Annotated in this window: 15 protein-coding genes; 3 read left to right on the top strand and 12 right to left on the bottom strand. The window is 65.0% G+C overall.

Annotated features, from left to right (window positions below; genetic code table 11):
* Positions 1-61: 61 nt before the first annotated feature.
* Positions 62-1,000, bottom strand: a complete 939-nt coding sequence (locus C7450_RS11630; RefSeq protein ID WP_110374601.1) for a cell wall hydrolase — start codon at positions 998-1,000, stop codon at positions 62-64.
* A 367-nt stretch (positions 1,001-1,367) separates the two neighbouring features.
* Between C7450_RS11630 and C7450_RS11625 the strand changes: the two genes are divergently transcribed.
* Positions 1,368-2,945 (top strand): PAS domain-containing sensor histidine kinase, encoded by a 1,578-nt coding sequence (locus C7450_RS11625; RefSeq protein ID WP_110374600.1) that lies wholly within the window; start codon positions 1,368-1,370, stop codon positions 2,943-2,945.
* Positions 2,946-2,957: 12 nt separating this feature from the next.
* Here C7450_RS11625 and C7450_RS11620 read toward each other — a convergent pair whose 3' ends face one another.
* Positions 2,958-3,773 (bottom strand): response regulator, encoded by an 816-nt coding sequence (locus C7450_RS11620; RefSeq protein WP_110374599.1) that lies wholly within the window; start codon positions 3,771-3,773, stop codon positions 2,958-2,960.
* A 260-nt stretch (positions 3,774-4,033) separates the two neighbouring features.
* Here C7450_RS11620 and C7450_RS11615 point away from each other — a divergent pair, with 260 nt between their 5' ends.
* A complete protein-coding gene (locus tag C7450_RS11615; protein ID WP_110374598.1) occupies positions 4,034-4,801 on the top strand; it encodes a helix-turn-helix domain-containing protein in 768 nt (255 codons plus the stop codon).
* Positions 4,802-4,891: 90 nt separating this feature from the next.
* On the opposite strand, the gene C7450_RS11610 is transcribed toward C7450_RS11615, so the two are convergent.
* On the bottom strand, positions 4,892-5,965 hold the full coding sequence (locus C7450_RS11610; protein ID WP_110374597.1) for an NAD(P)-dependent alcohol dehydrogenase: 1,074 nt from the start codon (positions 5,963-5,965) through the stop codon (positions 4,892-4,894).
* Between the two features lie 179 nt (positions 5,966-6,144).
* Between C7450_RS11610 and C7450_RS11605 the strand changes: the two genes are divergently transcribed.
* A complete protein-coding gene (locus C7450_RS11605; RefSeq protein ID WP_110374733.1) occupies positions 6,145-6,891 on the top strand; it encodes a CBS domain-containing protein in 747 nt (248 codons plus the stop codon).
* A 242-nt stretch (positions 6,892-7,133) separates the two neighbouring features.
* On the opposite strand, the gene C7450_RS11595 is transcribed toward C7450_RS11605, so the two are convergent.
* The 9 genes from C7450_RS11595 to C7450_RS11555 form a co-directional block, all read right to left on the bottom strand.
* Positions 7,134-8,651 (bottom strand): carboxypeptidase M32, encoded by a 1,518-nt coding sequence (locus tag C7450_RS11595; RefSeq protein ID WP_110374595.1) that lies wholly within the window; start codon positions 8,649-8,651, stop codon positions 7,134-7,136.
* A 70-nt stretch (positions 8,652-8,721) separates the two neighbouring features.
* Complete coding sequence (locus C7450_RS11590) at positions 8,722-9,786, bottom strand: ABC transporter ATP-binding protein (RefSeq protein WP_110374594.1); 1,065 nt, start codon at positions 9,784-9,786, stop codon at positions 8,722-8,724.
* Positions 9,787-9,828: 42 nt separating this feature from the next.
* Positions 9,829-10,632 carry an ABC transporter permease gene (locus C7450_RS11585; protein WP_110374593.1) on the bottom strand — a complete coding sequence of 268 codons (804 nt, stop codon included), beginning with the start codon at positions 10,630-10,632 and terminating at the stop codon, positions 9,829-9,831.
* A gap of 2 nt (positions 10,633-10,634) precedes the next feature.
* A complete protein-coding gene (locus tag C7450_RS11580; protein ID WP_110374592.1) occupies positions 10,635-11,471 on the bottom strand; it encodes an ABC transporter permease in 837 nt (278 codons plus the stop codon).
* A gap of 138 nt (positions 11,472-11,609) precedes the next feature.
* Positions 11,610-12,716 carry an ABC transporter substrate-binding protein gene (locus C7450_RS11575; protein WP_110374591.1) on the bottom strand — a complete coding sequence of 369 codons (1,107 nt, stop codon included), beginning with the start codon at positions 12,714-12,716 and terminating at the stop codon, positions 11,610-11,612.
* A 37-nt stretch (positions 12,717-12,753) separates the two neighbouring features.
* Positions 12,754-13,719, bottom strand: a complete 966-nt coding sequence (locus C7450_RS11570; RefSeq protein ID WP_110374590.1) for a membrane dipeptidase — start codon at positions 13,717-13,719, stop codon at positions 12,754-12,756.
* A gap of 2 nt (positions 13,720-13,721) precedes the next feature.
* Complete coding sequence (locus tag C7450_RS11565; protein WP_245449626.1) at positions 13,722-14,474, bottom strand: hypothetical protein; 753 nt, start codon at positions 14,472-14,474, stop codon at positions 13,722-13,724.
* Positions 14,471-16,198, bottom strand: coding sequence for a hypothetical protein (locus tag C7450_RS11560; RefSeq protein ID WP_245449624.1), 1,728 nt, complete (start codon positions 16,196-16,198; stop codon positions 14,471-14,473). The genes C7450_RS11565 and C7450_RS11560 overlap by 4 nt, the downstream gene beginning before the upstream one ends.
* Positions 16,198-16,923: an IclR family transcriptional regulator gene (locus C7450_RS11555; RefSeq protein ID WP_110374587.1), complete on the bottom strand. Its 726-nt coding sequence runs from the start codon at positions 16,921-16,923 to the stop codon at positions 16,198-16,200. The genes C7450_RS11560 and C7450_RS11555 overlap by 1 nt, the downstream gene beginning before the upstream one ends.
* Positions 16,924-17,059: the final 136 nt, after the last annotated feature.

Below are 17,059 nucleotides of genomic sequence, written 5' to 3'. Positions count from 1 at the left end.
GACGCAAAAGAGCCGCCCATGGGGCGGCTCAAGACTGCATCCGGATACCAGAACGGCGGTATCAGTAGATCGGGCCGAGACCCGCATTCACATGCGACGTCGCCTCGATGAGCTCCGTCATGTTGCGTGGCGCACGGGCCGGCGGCGCTGCCACAGCCGCGCGGATCGGCGGAAGCGGCATCATTGAGGCCACGACGACCGGCTTGGGCTGGTAGACGGGCTTGGCTTGCATCGCCGTGCGCAGGACCGGCAGCCTTGCCGGCGCGACCGCTTCCTGCACCGCCGCTGCGGCCGGCCGAGCCTCAGGCTCGACGCGCGCCACGACGGGCGCCGGCGTCGCAGGCTCCTGCGCGGGTGCATAGCTGGCGACAACGCTGCGCTGTTCGCTCACAACCTCAGGCTGGTCCGCCGAAGCCAGCACGATATTCGGCGTGGCACGCGAGACCGGGCGGGCATCCGCGACCATGATGACCGGCGAGGCGGTCTCGATCGGGGCCAGCGGAATCGTCGGCTTGCGGCCACGCTTCTCGTAGAAGGCGTTGCCCCCGGCGACGACCGTGTAATGCATGTTCTTGTAGGGGAACTTCAGGCCGGCCGTGTGGAAGTACATGACCTTCTTGTCGACGCCCTTGTGGCGCTTGCCGGCAAGAAGGGCGTCCGCCACCTTCAGCGCACGCTCGCGGGAAGCTCCCTCCTTCATCGGCTTGGACAGAACCCCCTGGGCAAATTGCCGGGGCGCACCGACCACGCCGCAAACAGAATTCTGGAACTGTCGCGACTCAACGCGGTTCATGACCACGGTGCCGACGGCCAGCATGCCGTCTTCGCTTGAGCGGTTGGATTCGAAATACATGGCCCGCGCCAGACATTCCCGGCTCGTGCCGGAGAACGTACGCGCGTCGGAAACCGTTCCACGGGAAGCGCTGCAGGCACCGAGCGTCAGTGTCACGAGCAGCAAGGCCAAGCCCATCGAGATCTTCGCGAAGCTGCGTTCGTTCATGCCGCTTTATCCAATGCCGGAGCTCCCTGACGCCACAGATGTCCGCACTATAACGGTGGCGTCGGGTTCGTCCATCAACTGCCGCGTGTTTTTTTGCGGCAACATGACGAGAAAACTTCCAAAAAGTTACCAAAACTTTAACGAACCCAAGGGTTGTCGCGACAGACAGCCGCAGGTGCGAACAGGCAAAAATTAACGTCTTTCTGCCCTGCCTTGCGCTTTGGGGGCGGTGGACAAGTCCAAAATCATTGGCTTCGGTTTGACATCGCGCAATGCATGGCGTGGGAAGAAGCACTGTAATTGCGTCCAATGCGATACATTTCCGGAATCCAGGGACGAAGCCGGCGTGACTGAGAGTGCCTCCAAGATGAGCGCGGCCGCCGAACAGGGCACGGCTGACAAGCGCGATACGGAAAGTGTGCTGCGCGAGCGGGAGGCACGGCTGCGGTCCATCCTCGATACCGCTCCCGAAGCGCTCGTCACCATCGACGAGCACGGCCTTATCGAATCATTCAGCAAGTCCGCGGAAATCCTGTTCGGCTATGGCGCCGATGAAATCGTCGGCCGCAATGTCAGCACGCTCATGCCAGCCCCCCACCGGAACGCTCACGACGGCTACATCGACCGCTACCTCGCGACCGGCGAGAAGCGCATCATCGGCATCGGCCGGGCCGTCGAAGGGCTGCGCAAGGATGGCTCGACCTTCCCGATGGAGCTTGCCGTCGGCGAGGCGATCGCCAACGGCCGACGGCTGTTCACCGGCTTCATCCGCGACCTCACCGCGCGCCATCGCATGGAGCAGGAGCTGCGGCACGCGCAGAAGATGGAAGCCGTGGGACAGCTCACGGGCGGCATCGCCCATGATTTCAACAATCTGCTCACGGTCATCCTCGGCAATCTCGAGATGCTCGAGCGCCGGCTGCGGCCGGACCCGCTCAAACGCACTCTGGTGCGCGAGGCACAGGAGGCCGCCCAGCTCGGCGCCAAACTGACCGAGCGCCTTCTCGCCTTCGGACGGCGGCATCCTCTTGACCCCAAGCTCGTCGATATCAGCGCACTCGTCAGCGAATTCGCCGGGCTGCTGCGCCGCACCCTCGGGGAACGGGTCCAGGTGCGCATGGTCGTTGACGAGCATAATCTCCAGGCGGTCGTCGATACATCGCAATTGCAGAACGCGCTGCTCAATCTCGGCATCAACGCGCGCGATGCCATGCCCGATGGCGGACGGCTCACGATCGCGGTCAGCCGCGCGGAACTCGACGCCGGCTACTGCGAGATCCACCCGGACGCCGTCGCCGGACACTATGTGCTGATCGCTGTAACCGACGGCGGCACCGGCATGACGGCGGAGGTGCGGGACCGCGCCTTCGAGCCGTTCTTCACCACCAAGGAGGTGGGCGCCGGCACGGGGCTTGGCCTCAGCCAGGTCTATGGCTTCATCAAGCAGTCCGGCGGGCATGTCCAGCTCTATAGCGAGCCTGGCCATGGCACGACCGTGCGGCTGTACCTGCCGTCCGCCATCGATGAGCCGGACAGCGACGCAGCATCCTCGGCGCAGGATCCGACGCTGTTGCCGCGAGCGCGGGGCGAGACGGTGCTGGTGGTCGAGGACGACCCCCGCGTGCGCCGCGTCACCGTCAGCCGGCTGCGTGACCTCGGCTACGACGTGCTGGAGGCAGAGAACGGCCCGGTGGCGCTTGAACGGCTCCGGCATCATGAGAAGATCGCGCTCGTCTTCACGGACATGGTGATGCCCGGCGGCATGACCGGTAGTGACCTTGCCAAGGCCGCGGAGGTGCTGCGCCCAGGCATCAAGCTCATGTTCACATCGGGCTATGCCGAACCCGACCTCGTTCTGCGGCATCCCGCATCGTCCGCCCAATGGCTGATGAAGCCCTATACAACGGCCGCCCTGGCGAAAAAATTACGCGCCGTCCTCGATTGAACGGCCGACCAATCACCCGCGCGACACAGCGCCGGTAAAGACATAGCCGACGCCGCGCACGGACTTGATGAGCGAGGAGCTCCTGAAATCCGTGAGGCCTTTGGCATCTGTGAGATCTTTGGGATCGATATCCAGCTTGCGCCGGAGACGGCCGACCTGCGCATCGATGGTGCGATCGAAAGCCTCCCACTGGCGCCCCCGCGTCAGATCCATCAGCCGGTCGCGATCGAGCACGCGCCCGGGATTGCTGACGAAGACCGACAGGAGGTCGAACTCACCGGTGGTCAATGCCACATCCTCGCCCGTCGGGGCCGTGAGCTGCCGGCGATCGAGATTGAGCACCCATCCATCGAAACGCACGGTCTGCTCGACCGCTGGTCCGGTCTGGCCGGCTGGCCGGGCGCCGGGCCGCAGGCGCCGCAGCACGCTTTTCACCCGCGCATGGACCTCCCGCAGGTGAAAGGGCTTGGCGATATAGTCATCGGCGCCGACCTCGAGCCCGACGACCCGATCGATCATGTCGCTGCGACCGGTCAGCATGATGATGCCGATGTCCGCGCGCGCCCGGATCTCCTTGGCGAGGACGAAGCCGTCATCACCTGGCATCATGAGATCGAGCAGGACGAGGTCGACCTGTTCGCGCTCGAGCACGGCGCGCATGGACGGGCCGCCATCGGCCAAGGTGACTTTGAAGCCCTCGCCGTCGAAATAACGATAGAGCATATCGCGGATGCGAACCTCGTCGTCCACCACCAGGATATGCGCCGTTGCCTTGTCGTCGTCGCTCAAACCAGCTCCAAACACCAGCTCGTGGAGCGAATTTGACATGTGAGTCCCGCCTGACATGAGGCTCCGGATCAAATGTCAAATTCAAAAGCTCCACTAAAACCAATAACTTGCTAGTGGTTCTCGTCAATCCGACATTGGCTCCGAGGCCCGTATCAGGCGGATGCACATGTCGACGACGAACCACTGGACCTTCACCGATTACAAACTGTTACACAATCGCACGGATTCTTGCGATAGGTCTGACACGCACGTCACACAGCGCGCGCTTTCTCATTGTCGCACCTCGACAGGAAAGCGCCATGCAAACTCTGATGACCGTCTCGACAACACCCGCCGTCTTCCCCTTTCCCGCGTGGCACCCTTCGCTGTCGCAACGTGGCTGGGAGGCGGTGCAGGGCGGACAGGGCGGCCAGGGTCTCTGTGTCCTATTCCGCGAGGCGGCGCTCGAACCCTTTGCTGTGGGTCAGACGGTGTTCTGGGAGGGCGATGGGGCGGAGGATGTCTTTACCGTCGTGGAAGGCCTGCTTCGGCTCTACCGGGCGCTTCCTGACGGACGCCGGGCCATCACGGGCTTCGCCTGCGCGGGCGAGATCGTCGGCCTTGCCTTCACAGGCCGCTATCCCTGCAGCGCCGAGGCGGTGGGTGAGGTCAAGCTCCGGCGCGCGTCACGCCGCAATCTCTACAGCGCCGCCGATCAAATCCCGAGCCTTCGCTTCGAGGCACTCGCAACCATCGCAAGGGAGCTGGGGCGCGCGCAGGACCAGATCGTCATGCTGGGTCGCAAAACCGCCGACGAACGCGTGGCGAGCTTCATCCTCGCCATGGCCGAACGCCTTGGGCCGTCGCGGCGGGAGATCGATCTGCCGATGAGCCGCCTCGACATGGCGGACTACCTCGGCCTGACCATTGAAACGGTGAGCCGCGTGCTCACGCGGATGCAGCGCGAAGGCGTGATTTCCTTCCGCGGCCGTTATCACCTGACCATCGAGCGCCCCCGCAGCCTGCGCGACCTCAGCGGCGGTACCGACAATGCGGAGGAAGGCCAGCCCTTGGCCCGCGCAGGCTAGAGCGGGCCTGCTCCACTCCCTCAGACATGAGGATTTCGCTGAAACGCCGCCCCATTTGGGCGGCGTTTTCGTTTGCGCCGCCCTCGCGCGTCAGGGCGTAATAGCGACCTTCAAAACCCCGTCGCGCTGATGCGAGAAGAGATCGTAGGCGTCCTCGATATCTTCGAGTTTGAAGCGATGCGTCACGAGCGGGGTCAGATCCGCCCGCCCCGATGCCACGACGCTCATGAGCCGCCGCATGCGCTCCTTGCCGCCGGGGCACAGCGACGTGACGATCCGGTTGTCCCCGAGTCCGGCGGAAAAAGCATCGAGCGGGATGGTGAGATCGCTCGAATAGACGCCGAGGCTCGACAACGTGCCGCCGGGACGCAACACCCGAAGCGCTGATTCGAAGGTACCCTGCGTCCCGAGCGCCTCGATCGACACGTCGACGCCGCGGCCGTCGGTCAACGCCATGATCTGCTCGACGGGATCGCCTTGCTTGAAATCGACCACGTGATCGGCGCCCAGCGCCTTGGCCACCGCCAAGCGCTCCGGCACCGTGTCGACGCCGATGATGGTGCTCGCCCCCATCAGCTTGGCGCCAGCCACCGCGCAGAGCCCGATCGGCCCCAGCGCGAAGACGACGACCGTGTCGCCGATGCGAACGCCGCCGCTCTCGGCACCGGCAAAGCCTGTCGACATGATATCCGGGCACATCAGCACCTGTTCGTCGGTCAGATGGTCCGGCACCGGACTCAGGTTCACCATGGCGTCCGGCACCCGCACATAGTCAGCCTGCGCGCCATCGATGGTGTTGCCGAACTTCCAGCCGCCGGCGGCCTTGAAGCCGTGGCGCGTGCCCGGGCCATCCTGCGAGGCGCAGCCGCACAGGCAGGCATAGCTGTGGCCGCTCGGCGTGATGGCGCCGGCGATGACGCGCTGTCCCTCGCGATAGCCGGTCACCGCAGAGCCGAGCTTCTCGATGATCCCAACCGGCTCATGGCCGATCGTCAGCCCCCTGGCCACCGGATATTCGCCCTTGAGGATGTGGATGTCGGTCCCGCAGATCGTTGTCGTGGTGATGCGCAGAAGTGCGTCAAGCGGTCCGATCTCAGGAATTGGCTTCTCATCGAGGACGATCCGGCCGGGTTCCACGAAGATAGCGGCTTTCATCTTGGGCATGAGGTCTGCTCCCTTGTCCGGGCAGCTTGGCTTGGAGCCGCGCGGCCGATACCGATCGAAACCGAAACCTATACCGGACCAACTATTTCTCCTTGACGTCGATCAACTGTGGTTTGATCGCTGTCAATGCGGCCGGCATCGTCCACTACAAAGATAAGCCGTATCGAAAGGATCAGGCCATGAAAGCCTCGGATGTCATGACAAGCCCGGTGATGAGCGTTGAGGCGGACGCGACGATCGCGGATACCGTCCAGTCGCTGGTCGAACATGGATTCAGCGGTCTTCCCGTCGTCGACACGGCAGGCCAGCTCGTCGGCATCGTCACGGAAGGTGATCTCCTGCGGCGTTCCGAGCTGGGGACGGAGGTCAAGCGCAAGCGCTGGTTGTCGTATATCCTTGGGCCCGGCCGCCTCGCCGAGGACTACGTGCAGGCCCATGCCCGCCGCGTCGAGGAGGTGATGACGCGCGATGTGGTGACCGTCGCGCCCGACACCAGCCTCGAGGAGGTCGTGGGGCTGATGGAGGGCAAGAAGATCAAGCGCGTTCCCGTGACGCAGGACGGGCGCCTCGTCGGGATCATCACCCGCGCCGATCTTCTCAAGGCGCTGAATGTGGCCCTGCTCCGCAGGCCGGAGCCCGCCAAGGGCGATGCGGCGATCCAGGAGGCGATCACGGCCGAGATCGCCAAGCAGCCCTGGGCGCCCGTCAATGGCGTCGATGTTTTCGTCCGTGACGGTGTCGTGCATCTCGTCGGCGTCATCGTCACCGATGAACTGCGCTATGCCTTGAAGGTATTGGCCGAAGGCATTGCCGGCACGAAGGCCGTGAAGGACCACCTGACCTATGTCGAGCCTGTTTCCGGCATGTTCATCGAAGCCCCCGACGGCCCCGCGCCGGAAGGATTGACCGGCGGATCGAAGGATTAGGGCATTTTCGAGCGAAGTGGACACCGGTTCGCGTGAAGAAAATACGCTAAAACAAAGACATGGATCATTTTCGCGCTTCGGAGAAACGCGAAAATGCTCCAGGGCCCGGCTTTCGTTCCCGAACGCGGCCCCCCTCATCCTGTCCTTCTCCCCGGCGGGGAGAAGGGACGCCAACGATCCTCTGTTGCGCCAAACTTGCATCAAGGCGCCCTGTGAACCTTCAGGTGAAATCAGGGCTGCGCCTAGATTTCCTCGATGTAACGCCGGCGCAGATGCGCCTTGAAGACGCTCGCATCGAGCGGCCGCCCGGTTGCATGGATCAACAGATCGTTCGTCTCGTAGAACGACCCGTAGATATGGATGTTCGAGCGCAGCCAGTTCACCAGCGGCGCAAAATCGCCGCGACCGATAGCCGGCAAGATATCCGTATTGGCACGGCACGCCGCGTCGAACAGCTGGGCGGCCGTCATCGCGCCGAGCGTATAGGTGGGGAAATAGCCCCAGCCGCCGCTCGGCCAGTGCACATCCTGAAGACAGCCGAGGCGGTCGTTCGGCGGCGTCACACCCAGGAGGTCGCGCATGCCGGCGTTCCATGCGAGCGGCAATTCGGCCAGCGGCATCGCGTCGGCGATGAGCGCCTTCTCCAGGCGATAGCGCAGGATGACATGGGCGGGATAGGTGATCTCGTCCGCATCGACACGGATGAAGCCGCGCTCCACCTCGGTGTAGCGGCGCCACAGGGCCTCGGCTTCCCAGGCCTGGCCGCTGCCTCCCATCGCCTTGCGCATCACCGGCGCAGCGAAGCGAAGGAACTCGCGACTGCGGCAGGCCTGCATTTCCATGAGCAGGGACTGGCTTTCGTGGATGCTCATGCCCCGCGCGAGGCTGACGGGCTGGCCGAGTTGTGCCTGCGGCCGCCCCTGCTCGTAGAGGGCATGGCCGGTCTCATGGATCACACCCATCAGGGCGCTGGTGAAATCGTCCTCGTCGTAGCGCGTGGTGATGCGCACGTCGTTGTCCGCCCCGCCGCAGAAGGGATGCGTCGAGACATCGAGGCGCCCGCGCTCGAAATCATAGCCGAGCACGCCCATCATCTCGACCCCGAGGGCGCGCTGGGCCGCAACGGGAAACGGCCCCGTCAGAGGCGGATCGGCCGGCCGGCGCGCCTGCACCGCGAGCACCTCGGCGGTGAGCCCGGGCAGGAAATCGGCGAGATCGTCGAACAAGGCATCGATGGCCGTGGAACGCCCGCCGGGCTCGTAGTCGTTCAAAAGCGCGTCATAGGCCGAGAGCCCGAGCTTCTCGCCCTTTGCCGCGCCGATCGCGCGCTGCAGCTTGAGCACTTCGGTCAGCGAGGGCAGCAGGGCCTTGAAATCGGCATCGGCGCGCGCTTGCCGCCATGTCATCTCGCAGGCCGAGATGGCCCGGCTGGAGGCTTCCACGAGATCCGGCGGCACGGCCGTCTCGATGGTCCAGACGCGCCGGACCTCGCGCAGATTCGCCTTTTCCCAGGCGCCGAGGCTTGCATCCTCCTCCGCCTCGGCCAACCAGTCGCCGATGCGCGGATCGGTCATCATGCCGTGGCGCAGGACATGCAGCAGCGCCATGCTCTCGGCGCGTTGACCGGCCGCGCCCCGCGGCATCATCGTGTCATTGTCCCACTGCAGGATGCCGACCGCATTGGCCAGCGCCGCGACGCGGCCAAAATGGGCGTGAAGTTCGGAATAAGCGGAGTTTGGCGCGGAGTTTGGCGCAGACATGGGGCGGGCTCCCGAAACAGGCTTCCGCCGTGAATATCAGGAACGGCCGCGCTTGTCGTCGGTCACGGGCTCAGCCGCCGACCACCTGGACATTGGCGGGATTCCAGCGGATGCCGTATCGCCCGCCCGCTTCATAGCCTGCCGCGACCCGGCTCGGCACCCGCACGCGCAGGGCTTGCCCGCCCGCCTTGCCGATGAGAAGCAGGCTATCACCGTAGTTCACGACATCGGCGACCTCGAGGTGGTTGCCGGTCACGGAGGCCCCCTCCCCGTCCGCGACGACCTCGAAGATCTCCGGCCGCATCAGCAGCAGCGCCGGCGCGCCCGGCGCCAGATCGGTCGCAGCGGTCGCGACCGGGCCGAAGCCCGGAATCTCGACCACCCCGCCTTTGCCGGCGGTCCCTTCCAGGAGATTGCTGTCGCCGACGAAGGACGCGACGAAGCGCGTGCGCGGCTTGAAATAGACCTCCGTCGGCGTGCCGAGATGTTCGATCCGCCCGGCGTTGAACACGGCGATGCGGTCCGACATGGTCATCGCCTCGGTCTGGTCGTGCGTCACATAGATCATGGTGACGCCGAGCTCCTTGTGGATGCGCTTGAGTTCCACCTGCATATGCTCGCGCAGGTTCTTGTCGAGGGCGCCCAGGGGCTCGTCGAGCAGGATGAGGCCGGGCTCGAAGACAAGCGCGCGCGCCAGCGCAACGCGTTGCTGCTGGCCGCCGGAGAGTTCCGCGGGATAGCGCTCCCCGAAGGTGCTGAGCCCGACCATGGCGAGCGCCTTGTCGACACGCTGGCGCATCACGTCTTTCGCCATGTGGCGGATGCGCAGGGGATAGCCCACGTTGCCGCGCACCGTCATATGCGGGAACAGCGCATAGTTCTGGAAGACCATGCCGATGTTGCGGTCATAGGGCGGCACCTGCTCGATGGCGCGACCGTCGAGCTTGATCTCGCCCGCAGTCGGCTGCTCGAAGCCGGCGATCATCATCAAAGTCGTCGTCTTTCCGGAACCGGATGGCCCCAGAAAGGAGACGAATTCACCCGCCTCGATCCGGAGATCGATATGGTCGACGGCATTGGTGCGCCGATCATAGGACTTGACGAGATCTGTCAGGATCAGGGAGCGCGGCTGCATGAACTCTTCTCAGACGAATGAACGATACGAATGGCGACAGGGTCAGGCGCGGCCCGGCGTCGGACGCCTGCGGCGCATGGCACGCATGACGGCCGGCACCGCGACCGCGATGAGCACGGCGGTGAAAAGGACGGAGGACGCGGCCGACAGCACCGGGTCGGCCTGCATCAGAAAGGAATTGAACATCTGCCGCGGCAGCGTCGTGGTATCGCGGCCGGAGATGAACAGGGCGATCACCGTCTCATCGAAGGAGTGGATGAAGACGAACAGGCCGGCAACGAGGAATGCCGGCTTCAGCACCGGCAGGGTGACGAGCCGGAAGGTCGTGAGCGGCCGCGAGCCGAGATTGGCGGCCGCCCGCTCCAGATTGCGATCGAAGGTCTTCAAGGCCGCCGTCAGGATGAGGATCGCCACCGGCATCGACAGGCAGGTATGGGCGAGGATGAGCCCGGTGTAGCTCTGCACCAGCCGCAGCGCGCCGAAATAGCTGTAATAGGCCAGCGCCATGACGATATGTGGCACCACCAGCGGCATCATCAGCACAAGATTGAGCAGCGCCTTGCCACGGAAATCGTGGCGCACGAGCGCGAAGGCGGCCGGCGCGGCCAGCGCCAGGGTCAACACGGTGGTGCCGAGCCCGATGACGATGGAATTGAACAGGGGAAGCGTCCAGTTCCGATCGGTGAAGAAGCGCTGGTAATAGCCGAGCCAGTAGCCGGGCGGCGGAAACTCGAGCGAGGGCGCCGTCGAGAACGACATCGGGATGACGATGAACATCGGCGCCGCGATGAACAGGGCGATGAGGCCGGCGACGAGCTTGATGGGGAAGGTCTTCTCCGAATACATCGCTATTTCCAGAGCTTGTCGAGGCCGAAGAAGCGGCTGTAGAGCGCGAAGAGGCCGAGCGTCGCGACAAGAAGAACCATCGCCATCGCCGAGGCGCCGCCGAAATTCAGCATCTGCTCGATCTCGTCGCCGATCCGGCCGGCGATCATCTTGTCGCGCGGGCTGCCGAGCAGCACCGGCGTCACATAGAAGCCAAGGCAGGTGATGAAGACGAGCACGGAGCCATTGGCGATACCGGGCAGGCTGAGCGGCAGATAGATGGACGTGAACGCCTTGAGGGGTTTGGCGCCCAGCCCGGCCGCCGCACGCATGTAGGTGGCATCGATACGCCGCATGACGGCATAGAGGGTCAGGATCATGAAGGGCATCAGGAGATGCGTCATGGCGAAGGTCGAGGCGAAGGTCGTGAACAGGATCTGCGGCGGCGGCGACCAGCCGAGCATGACGAGCGCGGCGGTGATGGGGCCCTTGACGCCGAGGATCACCATCCAGGCATAGGTGCGGACCAGAAAGCTCGTCCAGAAGCTGAGCGTCACGACGATGAGCAGGAAGGAGCCGAACGCCCCGCCGTAGCGCGCGGCCACATAGGCCACGGGATAGGCGAAGATCAGCGAGGTCAGGGTGACGATCGCCGCAGTCTTGAACGTATTCAGGAGCACGCCGACGTCGAAGGACGACGAGAAGAATGCGATATAGTTGCCGACTCCGGTGTCCGGCTCGGTGAAGCTCATCCACGCCACGTTGAACAGCGGCACGAGAAAGAAGACGAGCAGAAAGAGCGCGGCCGGCAGATAAAGCACAGCCGGTCCTCTCAACAGGCGCGAGACGCTCGACCCCATAAACCTATTCCTCAAGCATCGCGTAGACCGGACGGGCAGCGCCCGCCGCGCGGTGGCAGGTGCCGCGCGTTCCAAAATTCCGGCCGCCTTCAAGACGACCGGGAGAAGTCGAGCGCCGCGAAACGGGCGCGGAAGCTGTCAGCTCGCGATCCACTGGTCGAAGCGCTTCGAGAATTCGTCAATCTGCGGCAACATCTTCGCCGGATCGAGAACGATCGAGTTCTTGAAATTGGCTGGCCAGGTCGGCAGCTGTTTCGCCTTGTCCTCCGGAATATACTTGAAGGCCTCCGGATTCATCGGGCCGTAGTCATTCTTCACCGCGAACTGGGCAAGCGGCTCCGGCTGCACGGCATAATTCACGAAGCGCCAGGCGTTCTCCGCGCGCGGCGTTCCTCTGGCGACGGCCCAATAGGCCACGTCGACCACGGCCTGGTTCCAGCTCACCGTGATCGGCGCCTTGGCCTCGACGAGGCGCTGTACCTGGGTGTTCCACATGCCGATGGCGTCGACCTCGCCGTCGCGCAGCAACTGCTGGGATTGCGGCCCCTGCGACCACCACACGCGGATATGGGGCTTGATCCGGTCGAGCGCCTTGAAGGCCCGGTCGAGATCCAGGGGAAACAGCTTGTCCGGCGCCACGCCATCGGCCAGCAACGCGATGGGAATGACCCGGCCGGCATAGCGCTGCAGGCAGCGCGACCCCGGGAATTTCTGCACATCCCAGAAATCGGCCCAGCTCTGGAGGCCCGGCGCGGGAAACTTCTCGTTGCGGTAGGCCAACACATTGCCAAAGGCGTGCGAGGCCACGCCGTCGAGCACCACGGCGCCCGGCCAGAGCTTTGCCGGATCGAGGATCGCCTTGTCCGGCGCAGCGATCAGCTTGGCCTGGTTGGCGCGCCCGAGCTCGGCCACACCCAGGGTCGTGACGTCGAATTCGTAGACGCCGGTGCGCACCTGCGCCGCGAGCTTGGCGAAGGACACCGGCGCGACCGTGCGGATCTCGATGCCCGTATCGCGCGTAAACGGCGTAAACAGCGCTTCCTTCGCCGCCTCCTCCCAGGCGCCGCCCCAGGTGTTCACATAGAGCACCTTCTCGTCGGCGGCCGCAGCCCGGCGCACGGCGGGCATGGACAAGGCAGCGCCTGCGGCAGCGGTTGCCAGGAACGAGCGGCGCGAAACCTTACCCGCCGTGGTCGGCGCGGCCTGCTCCGGAGAAGAAATGCCGCCGATATCTGATTTTGTCATTGTTATCTCCCCGTCTGTTCCAACAAATTCTCTGTGGTCACCCGAACACGTCTTCGTAGAGGCGCAGCCAGTTGCCGCCCATGATCTTGGCGATATCGCCCTCATCGAAGCCGACGCGGCGCAGACCGCCCTCGACACTGTTCAACGCGCCGATATTGACGAGCCAGTCGGGCTTGGCGACCTTGCCCGGGACGGCGGCCGACCCGGCGCCATACTGCACGCCGCGGGTCCAGCGGCCCTTGCGCATCCAGTCCAGATGGTTCGGCCCGGTCTTGTGGCTGTAGTCGGTGCCGAGACCCACATGGTCGATGCCGGCGATCTCGACGGTGCGCGCCACCATCTCGCACCAGGCATCGACCGTGGCGCAGGCATCCGCCGGGGTTATGTTGCGATAGGCCGCACAGCCGATGACGCCACCAGTCTGCGACAACGCCTTCAGAACGGGATCCGTCTTGTTGCGCTTGTGCGGAAAGAGGGAATCGGCATTGGCATGGGTGATCGCCACCGGCTTCTGCGAGTATTCGATGACATCGAGCGTCGTCTTGTCGCCCACATGCGAGCAATCGATGACGATGCCGGTGCGGTTCATCTCGCGCACGACTTCGCGGCCGAAGCGGGCAAGCCCGCTGTCGTGCTCTTCATAGCAGCTGCCGCCGAGCTCGTTCTGGTTGTTGTAGGTGAGCTGGAGCACGCGCACGCCGAGATCGGCAAACAACTCGACATAGGCGATGCGGTCTTCGAGCAGGTTCGTGTTCTGGTAGCCGAGCAGGACGCCGACCTTGCCCTCGCGTTCGGCAGCGCGGATGTCCTCGGCCTTGCGCACGATCTTGATGAGATCGGGATACTCCCGCTCGCGGTCGCGCCAGCGGCCGAGCTCATCGAGCGATTCGAGGGTCCCTTCCCAGAATCCAAGTGTCGGGGTGACGCAGGTAAACCCACCCGCCTTCAGTTCCTCGAAGACCTCGCGGTCGAAATTTCCGCATTGCAATGCGTCGATGAGCATGATCAGGCACCTTGCTTGGCAATGCCATTGGCGGATGGCGGCGGCGCAGCCGCTGTCTGGCCAATGAGCAGGCTGAAATCCGTTTCGTCGTCGTCCTGGCGGCCGACGACGCGTCCGTCCTCCTCGACCCGGATGGGCCCGGCATGGCGGCGCGACTGGATGGTGTCCACGGCCAGCGCCTCATTGGCGCGGTGAAAGAGCTGCCACCACAGATCCTGCGCCACGGGGAGCCCCTCCAGCCGGATGCGCTGCAGGGGGTCCGGCGCGTCAGCGGATGCGGGACGCAGGACGAGACGGGCGCCCGCATCCCGCTCGCCACGGCTGAGCTCGACCGCGAAGCCGTGCCGCCGCGCGATCGCCGCCGCCACGCCGAGCTCCTCCGGCTCCACCACGTTGAGGACGCGTGCCTCCGCCATTTCCCGGCCGCCGGCTGCCGACGTCCGCGCCTCAGCCACCAAGAGATCAACGACGAGTTCGGCCACCACCCAGGCGTGCTGGCCGCCGCCGTCGACCGTCAGCGGCGAATCCGCGACCAGCTTGACGCGCTCGGGCGCAGCCCCGCGCAACAGCTCCAGATGGGCCGAGACGGCCGGGAAGCCACCAAGGCCGAGGGCGGCTGAATAGAGGGCGCAGTCGCGCAGCGAGGGAACCAGGCCCTCGTCGATGCGCACGACCTGCATCAGGCGCTCGAGGACCATGCGGCTTTCGCGCAGGCTGGCGCGCATCGTGGATGACGAAGCGTTCGCTAAAGTCACAATATGGGCTCCGAAGGATAGAACCAGTGATCGTCGGCCGTGCCGGCACGAAGATCCTCGGGCAGCGGCGCGCCATGGAAGAGGACGCCGCGCAGGTTGCGGTTGAGGAAGTCGCGGGTCTTGTCGATGCCGTGGAGGCCGACATTGAGCAGCCGCGTGATATGGGCGGGGACGAAATCCTCGCTCATGATATCGGCGTAAGGCGAATGGTAGAACGAGCCGGCGAGCGCCTGGACACGCGTGACGATCGCCCGGTGTTGGGGATGGGCCATGAGGAAACGCGCCGTGCTCAGGTGGGGGTCCTGCCGGACGAGATCCGCCTCCAGCCGCACGATGAACCGCGCGAGATCGAGCCCGAGGTTCACCGCGTCCTCGACCTCGCTGCGCGGCCCGCGACGCGGCTCCTCCGCCGTCGCGGACTTGTACCAGACATAGCGGGACGAGGCTTCCGACGCGAGATCGAGGCCGAAGGCCCAGGCATATTCATCGCGCAGGATCTCGAGAAGCCGGCAAACCGGCATCTCGGGCCGCCCTGTCAGCTCCTCGTCGAGCACGAGCGTCTCGACAAGGCTGTCGGCATGGGCGGGCACGAGCTCGATGAGGAGGGAATGGAGCGTTTCCAGCGCCTCGGGGGCGACGCGGCCTTCGAGCCTGTCGCAGAGATCGGCGAACGGCCTTTGCGGCAGGATATCGCCGGCCTTGAAGCGCGCTTTGAGATGCCCCAGCGCGTCGCTCACCACGACAAGATCCTCGGCGATGACGGCGCTCGCCGTCAGCGCCTCATATTCCGCGCGATCCTGGCGACGGAACAGGATCGCCTTCTCGACGAGCCCCCGCAGCACCCCGATCTCCCGCCCATCCGGCGACAGGGCGAGGCTCTTGGCATGGGCGAGCGCCGTCTCGCGAATCCCGATCCAGCGATCGATGAGCCGGGGGTGATTATTGACGAACAGCATCAGCCCCAGCGCCGAGCCGTTGCCGACGCCGAGAAAGCGGCGCAGGTCCGGCGCAAGCTCCGGTGCCGCCGGATTGGCGAGACGCGCGAGGTGATGCACGAGATCCTGCGCGAAGACCCGCATCATATAGGCGCACAGCATCTGCGCGGAGAGCGACCATCTGAGCGGATGGTCCTTCTCATAGGTCAGGAAGGTCTTGGTGCCGAAGGTGCCGTTGCCGTCGAGGCCGGTGTTGCGCATGAGGTAGCAGCTCTGCGCGAGCGCCGCGACATCCGGCTGGCGACCTTGCGCCAGCGCCTGCTGCGCCGTGTTGAAGAACCGGCCGCTGCGGTTGGACCGACACCAGATCAGCGTGCCGGGCGTTGCGCGCCCCTCGTAAAGCTTGGGCAATTCGCGCCCTGTCGTCTCGAAGTCCTCCGCGGACATGTCGCCCTCGACGAGGGCGCCCATCATGTCCCAGGCCCGGCCGATGATGCGGCCTGTCCGCCCTTCCTTCGCGGGTGCAAAGGAATAGACGGGGAAGGAAAAGCGCCAGCCGCCGATGTCGATACGATAGTCGGCGACGCCGCGGCCGGTCGCATCGATGTCGAAGCGCCGCCGCTGGATCGACCATTTCTGGCGCACCGCCTGGCTCATCAGCGCGCGGGAGGCACTGAGTCGGGACGGCTGGAATGCCGCCAGCGTCTCCGGCCGCATGATCCGTGCCGGCGCGCGCATCAGGCTGGCGATATCAAACGCCGGATCAGCCGGGCGTGTGTCTAGAGCCATCATTCGGCATCCATTCCCATCAAGCGTGAATTGGCGCGCTCAGCGGCCGCGACGGCGGCCCGCGCGCATTTGTCCTTGTCGAAGCCGGCCGTCGGCCCGGATACGGAGATGGCACCGATGCAATGGCCGCGGTTGTCGAAAATCGGGCTGGCAACGGCCGAGACCGTGCGCGGTCCGGACAGGACCGAGACAGAGAAGCCTTGCGCGCGGACCTCGCGGATCACCTCCTCCGACGGCAGATCCACCCCGAGTTCGATGAGATGCGCCAGCGCCTCCGGCTGCGCAAAGGCAACCAATGCGCGGCCCAGCGCCGTGCGCGCCAGTTCGAGTCGCTTGCCCACGCGAAGGTCGGAGCGGAGGATGCCCCTGGATTCCACGCGCTGGACGATGACAGCCTCGCCATCCTCCAGCACGGCGAGCGAAGCAGTCTCACCCGTTTCGACGACGATCTGCTGCAGCACATCCGCCAGCCGCGTGCCGAGGCTCGCCTGGTCGAGCGCACGGTTGGCATAGGGAACGATCCGCAGCGACAGCCTGTAGGTGCCGTCATCGGTCGCCTCCAGCCACCCGGCCTCGATCAATGTGACGAGACGCTGGTAGACGGCGCCGCGCGCCTCACCGGTCGCGCGACAGAAATCGACAAGCCGCAGCGGACGATCGGACCGCCCCGCCGCATCGAGAACGGCAAGCGTCTTCAGAACCGTGGAGAGAGAACGAACCGCCATGGAGCTATTGATTGCGCTTCATTTTGTCTTCTAATAGAAGACATATGCTTTACATAGAACTATATCAGCGCAAAATTTGATCTAGGTCAAGAACGGCATCGCTGGGATCACGACGGCGCGGACAACACAGGCATGG

This window comes from Chelatococcus asaccharovorans (assembly GCF_003201475.1).
GTDB classification, from domain to species: Bacteria; Pseudomonadota; Alphaproteobacteria; order Rhizobiales; family Beijerinckiaceae; genus Chelatococcus; species Chelatococcus asaccharovorans.
Note: the sequence above shows the minus strand (reverse complement) of the source record. Positions and strands in the feature narration are given on the sequence as shown.

Bases quoted from the DNA above. Each gene is read 5' to 3' on its own strand.
- C7450_RS11630 (WP_110374601.1), bottom strand. From the start codon at position 1,000: ATGAACGAACGCAGCTTCGCGAAGATCTCGATGGGCTTGGCCTTGCTG.
- C7450_RS11625 (WP_110374600.1), top strand. From the start codon at position 1,368: ATGAGCGCGGCCGCCGAACAGGGCACGGCTGACAAGCGCGATACGGAA.
- C7450_RS11620 (WP_110374599.1), bottom strand. From the start codon at position 3,773: ATGTCAAATTCGCTCCACGAGCTGGTGTTTGGAGCTGGTTTGAGCGAC.
- C7450_RS11615 (WP_110374598.1), top strand. From the start codon at position 4,034: ATGCAAACTCTGATGACCGTCTCGACAACACCCGCCGTCTTCCCCTTT.
- C7450_RS11610 (WP_110374597.1), bottom strand. From the start codon at position 5,965: ATGCCCAAGATGAAAGCCGCTATCTTCGTGGAACCCGGCCGGATCGTC.
- C7450_RS11605 (WP_110374733.1), top strand. From the start codon at position 6,145: ATGAAAGCCTCGGATGTCATGACAAGCCCGGTGATGAGCGTTGAGGCG.
- C7450_RS11595 (WP_110374595.1), bottom strand. From the start codon at position 8,651: ATGTCTGCGCCAAACTCCGCGCCAAACTCCGCTTATTCCGAACTTCAC.
- C7450_RS11590 (WP_110374594.1), bottom strand. From the start codon at position 9,786: ATGCAGCCGCGCTCCCTGATCCTGACAGATCTCGTCAAGTCCTATGAT.
- C7450_RS11585 (WP_110374593.1), bottom strand. From the start codon at position 10,632: ATGTATTCGGAGAAGACCTTCCCCATCAAGCTCGTCGCCGGCCTCATC.
- C7450_RS11580 (WP_110374592.1), bottom strand. From the start codon at position 11,471: ATGGGGTCGAGCGTCTCGCGCCTGTTGAGAGGACCGGCTGTGCTTTAT.
- C7450_RS11575 (WP_110374591.1), bottom strand. From the start codon at position 12,716: ATGACAAAATCAGATATCGGCGGCATTTCTTCTCCGGAGCAGGCCGCG.
- C7450_RS11570 (WP_110374590.1), bottom strand. From the start codon at position 13,719: ATGCTCATCGACGCATTGCAATGCGGAAATTTCGACCGCGAGGTCTTC.
- C7450_RS11560 (WP_245449624.1), bottom strand. From the start codon at position 16,198: ATGGCTCTAGACACACGCCCGGCTGATCCGGCGTTTGATATCGCCAGC.
- C7450_RS11555 (WP_110374587.1), bottom strand. From the start codon at position 16,923: ATGGCGGTTCGTTCTCTCTCCACGGTTCTGAAGACGCTTGCCGTTCTC.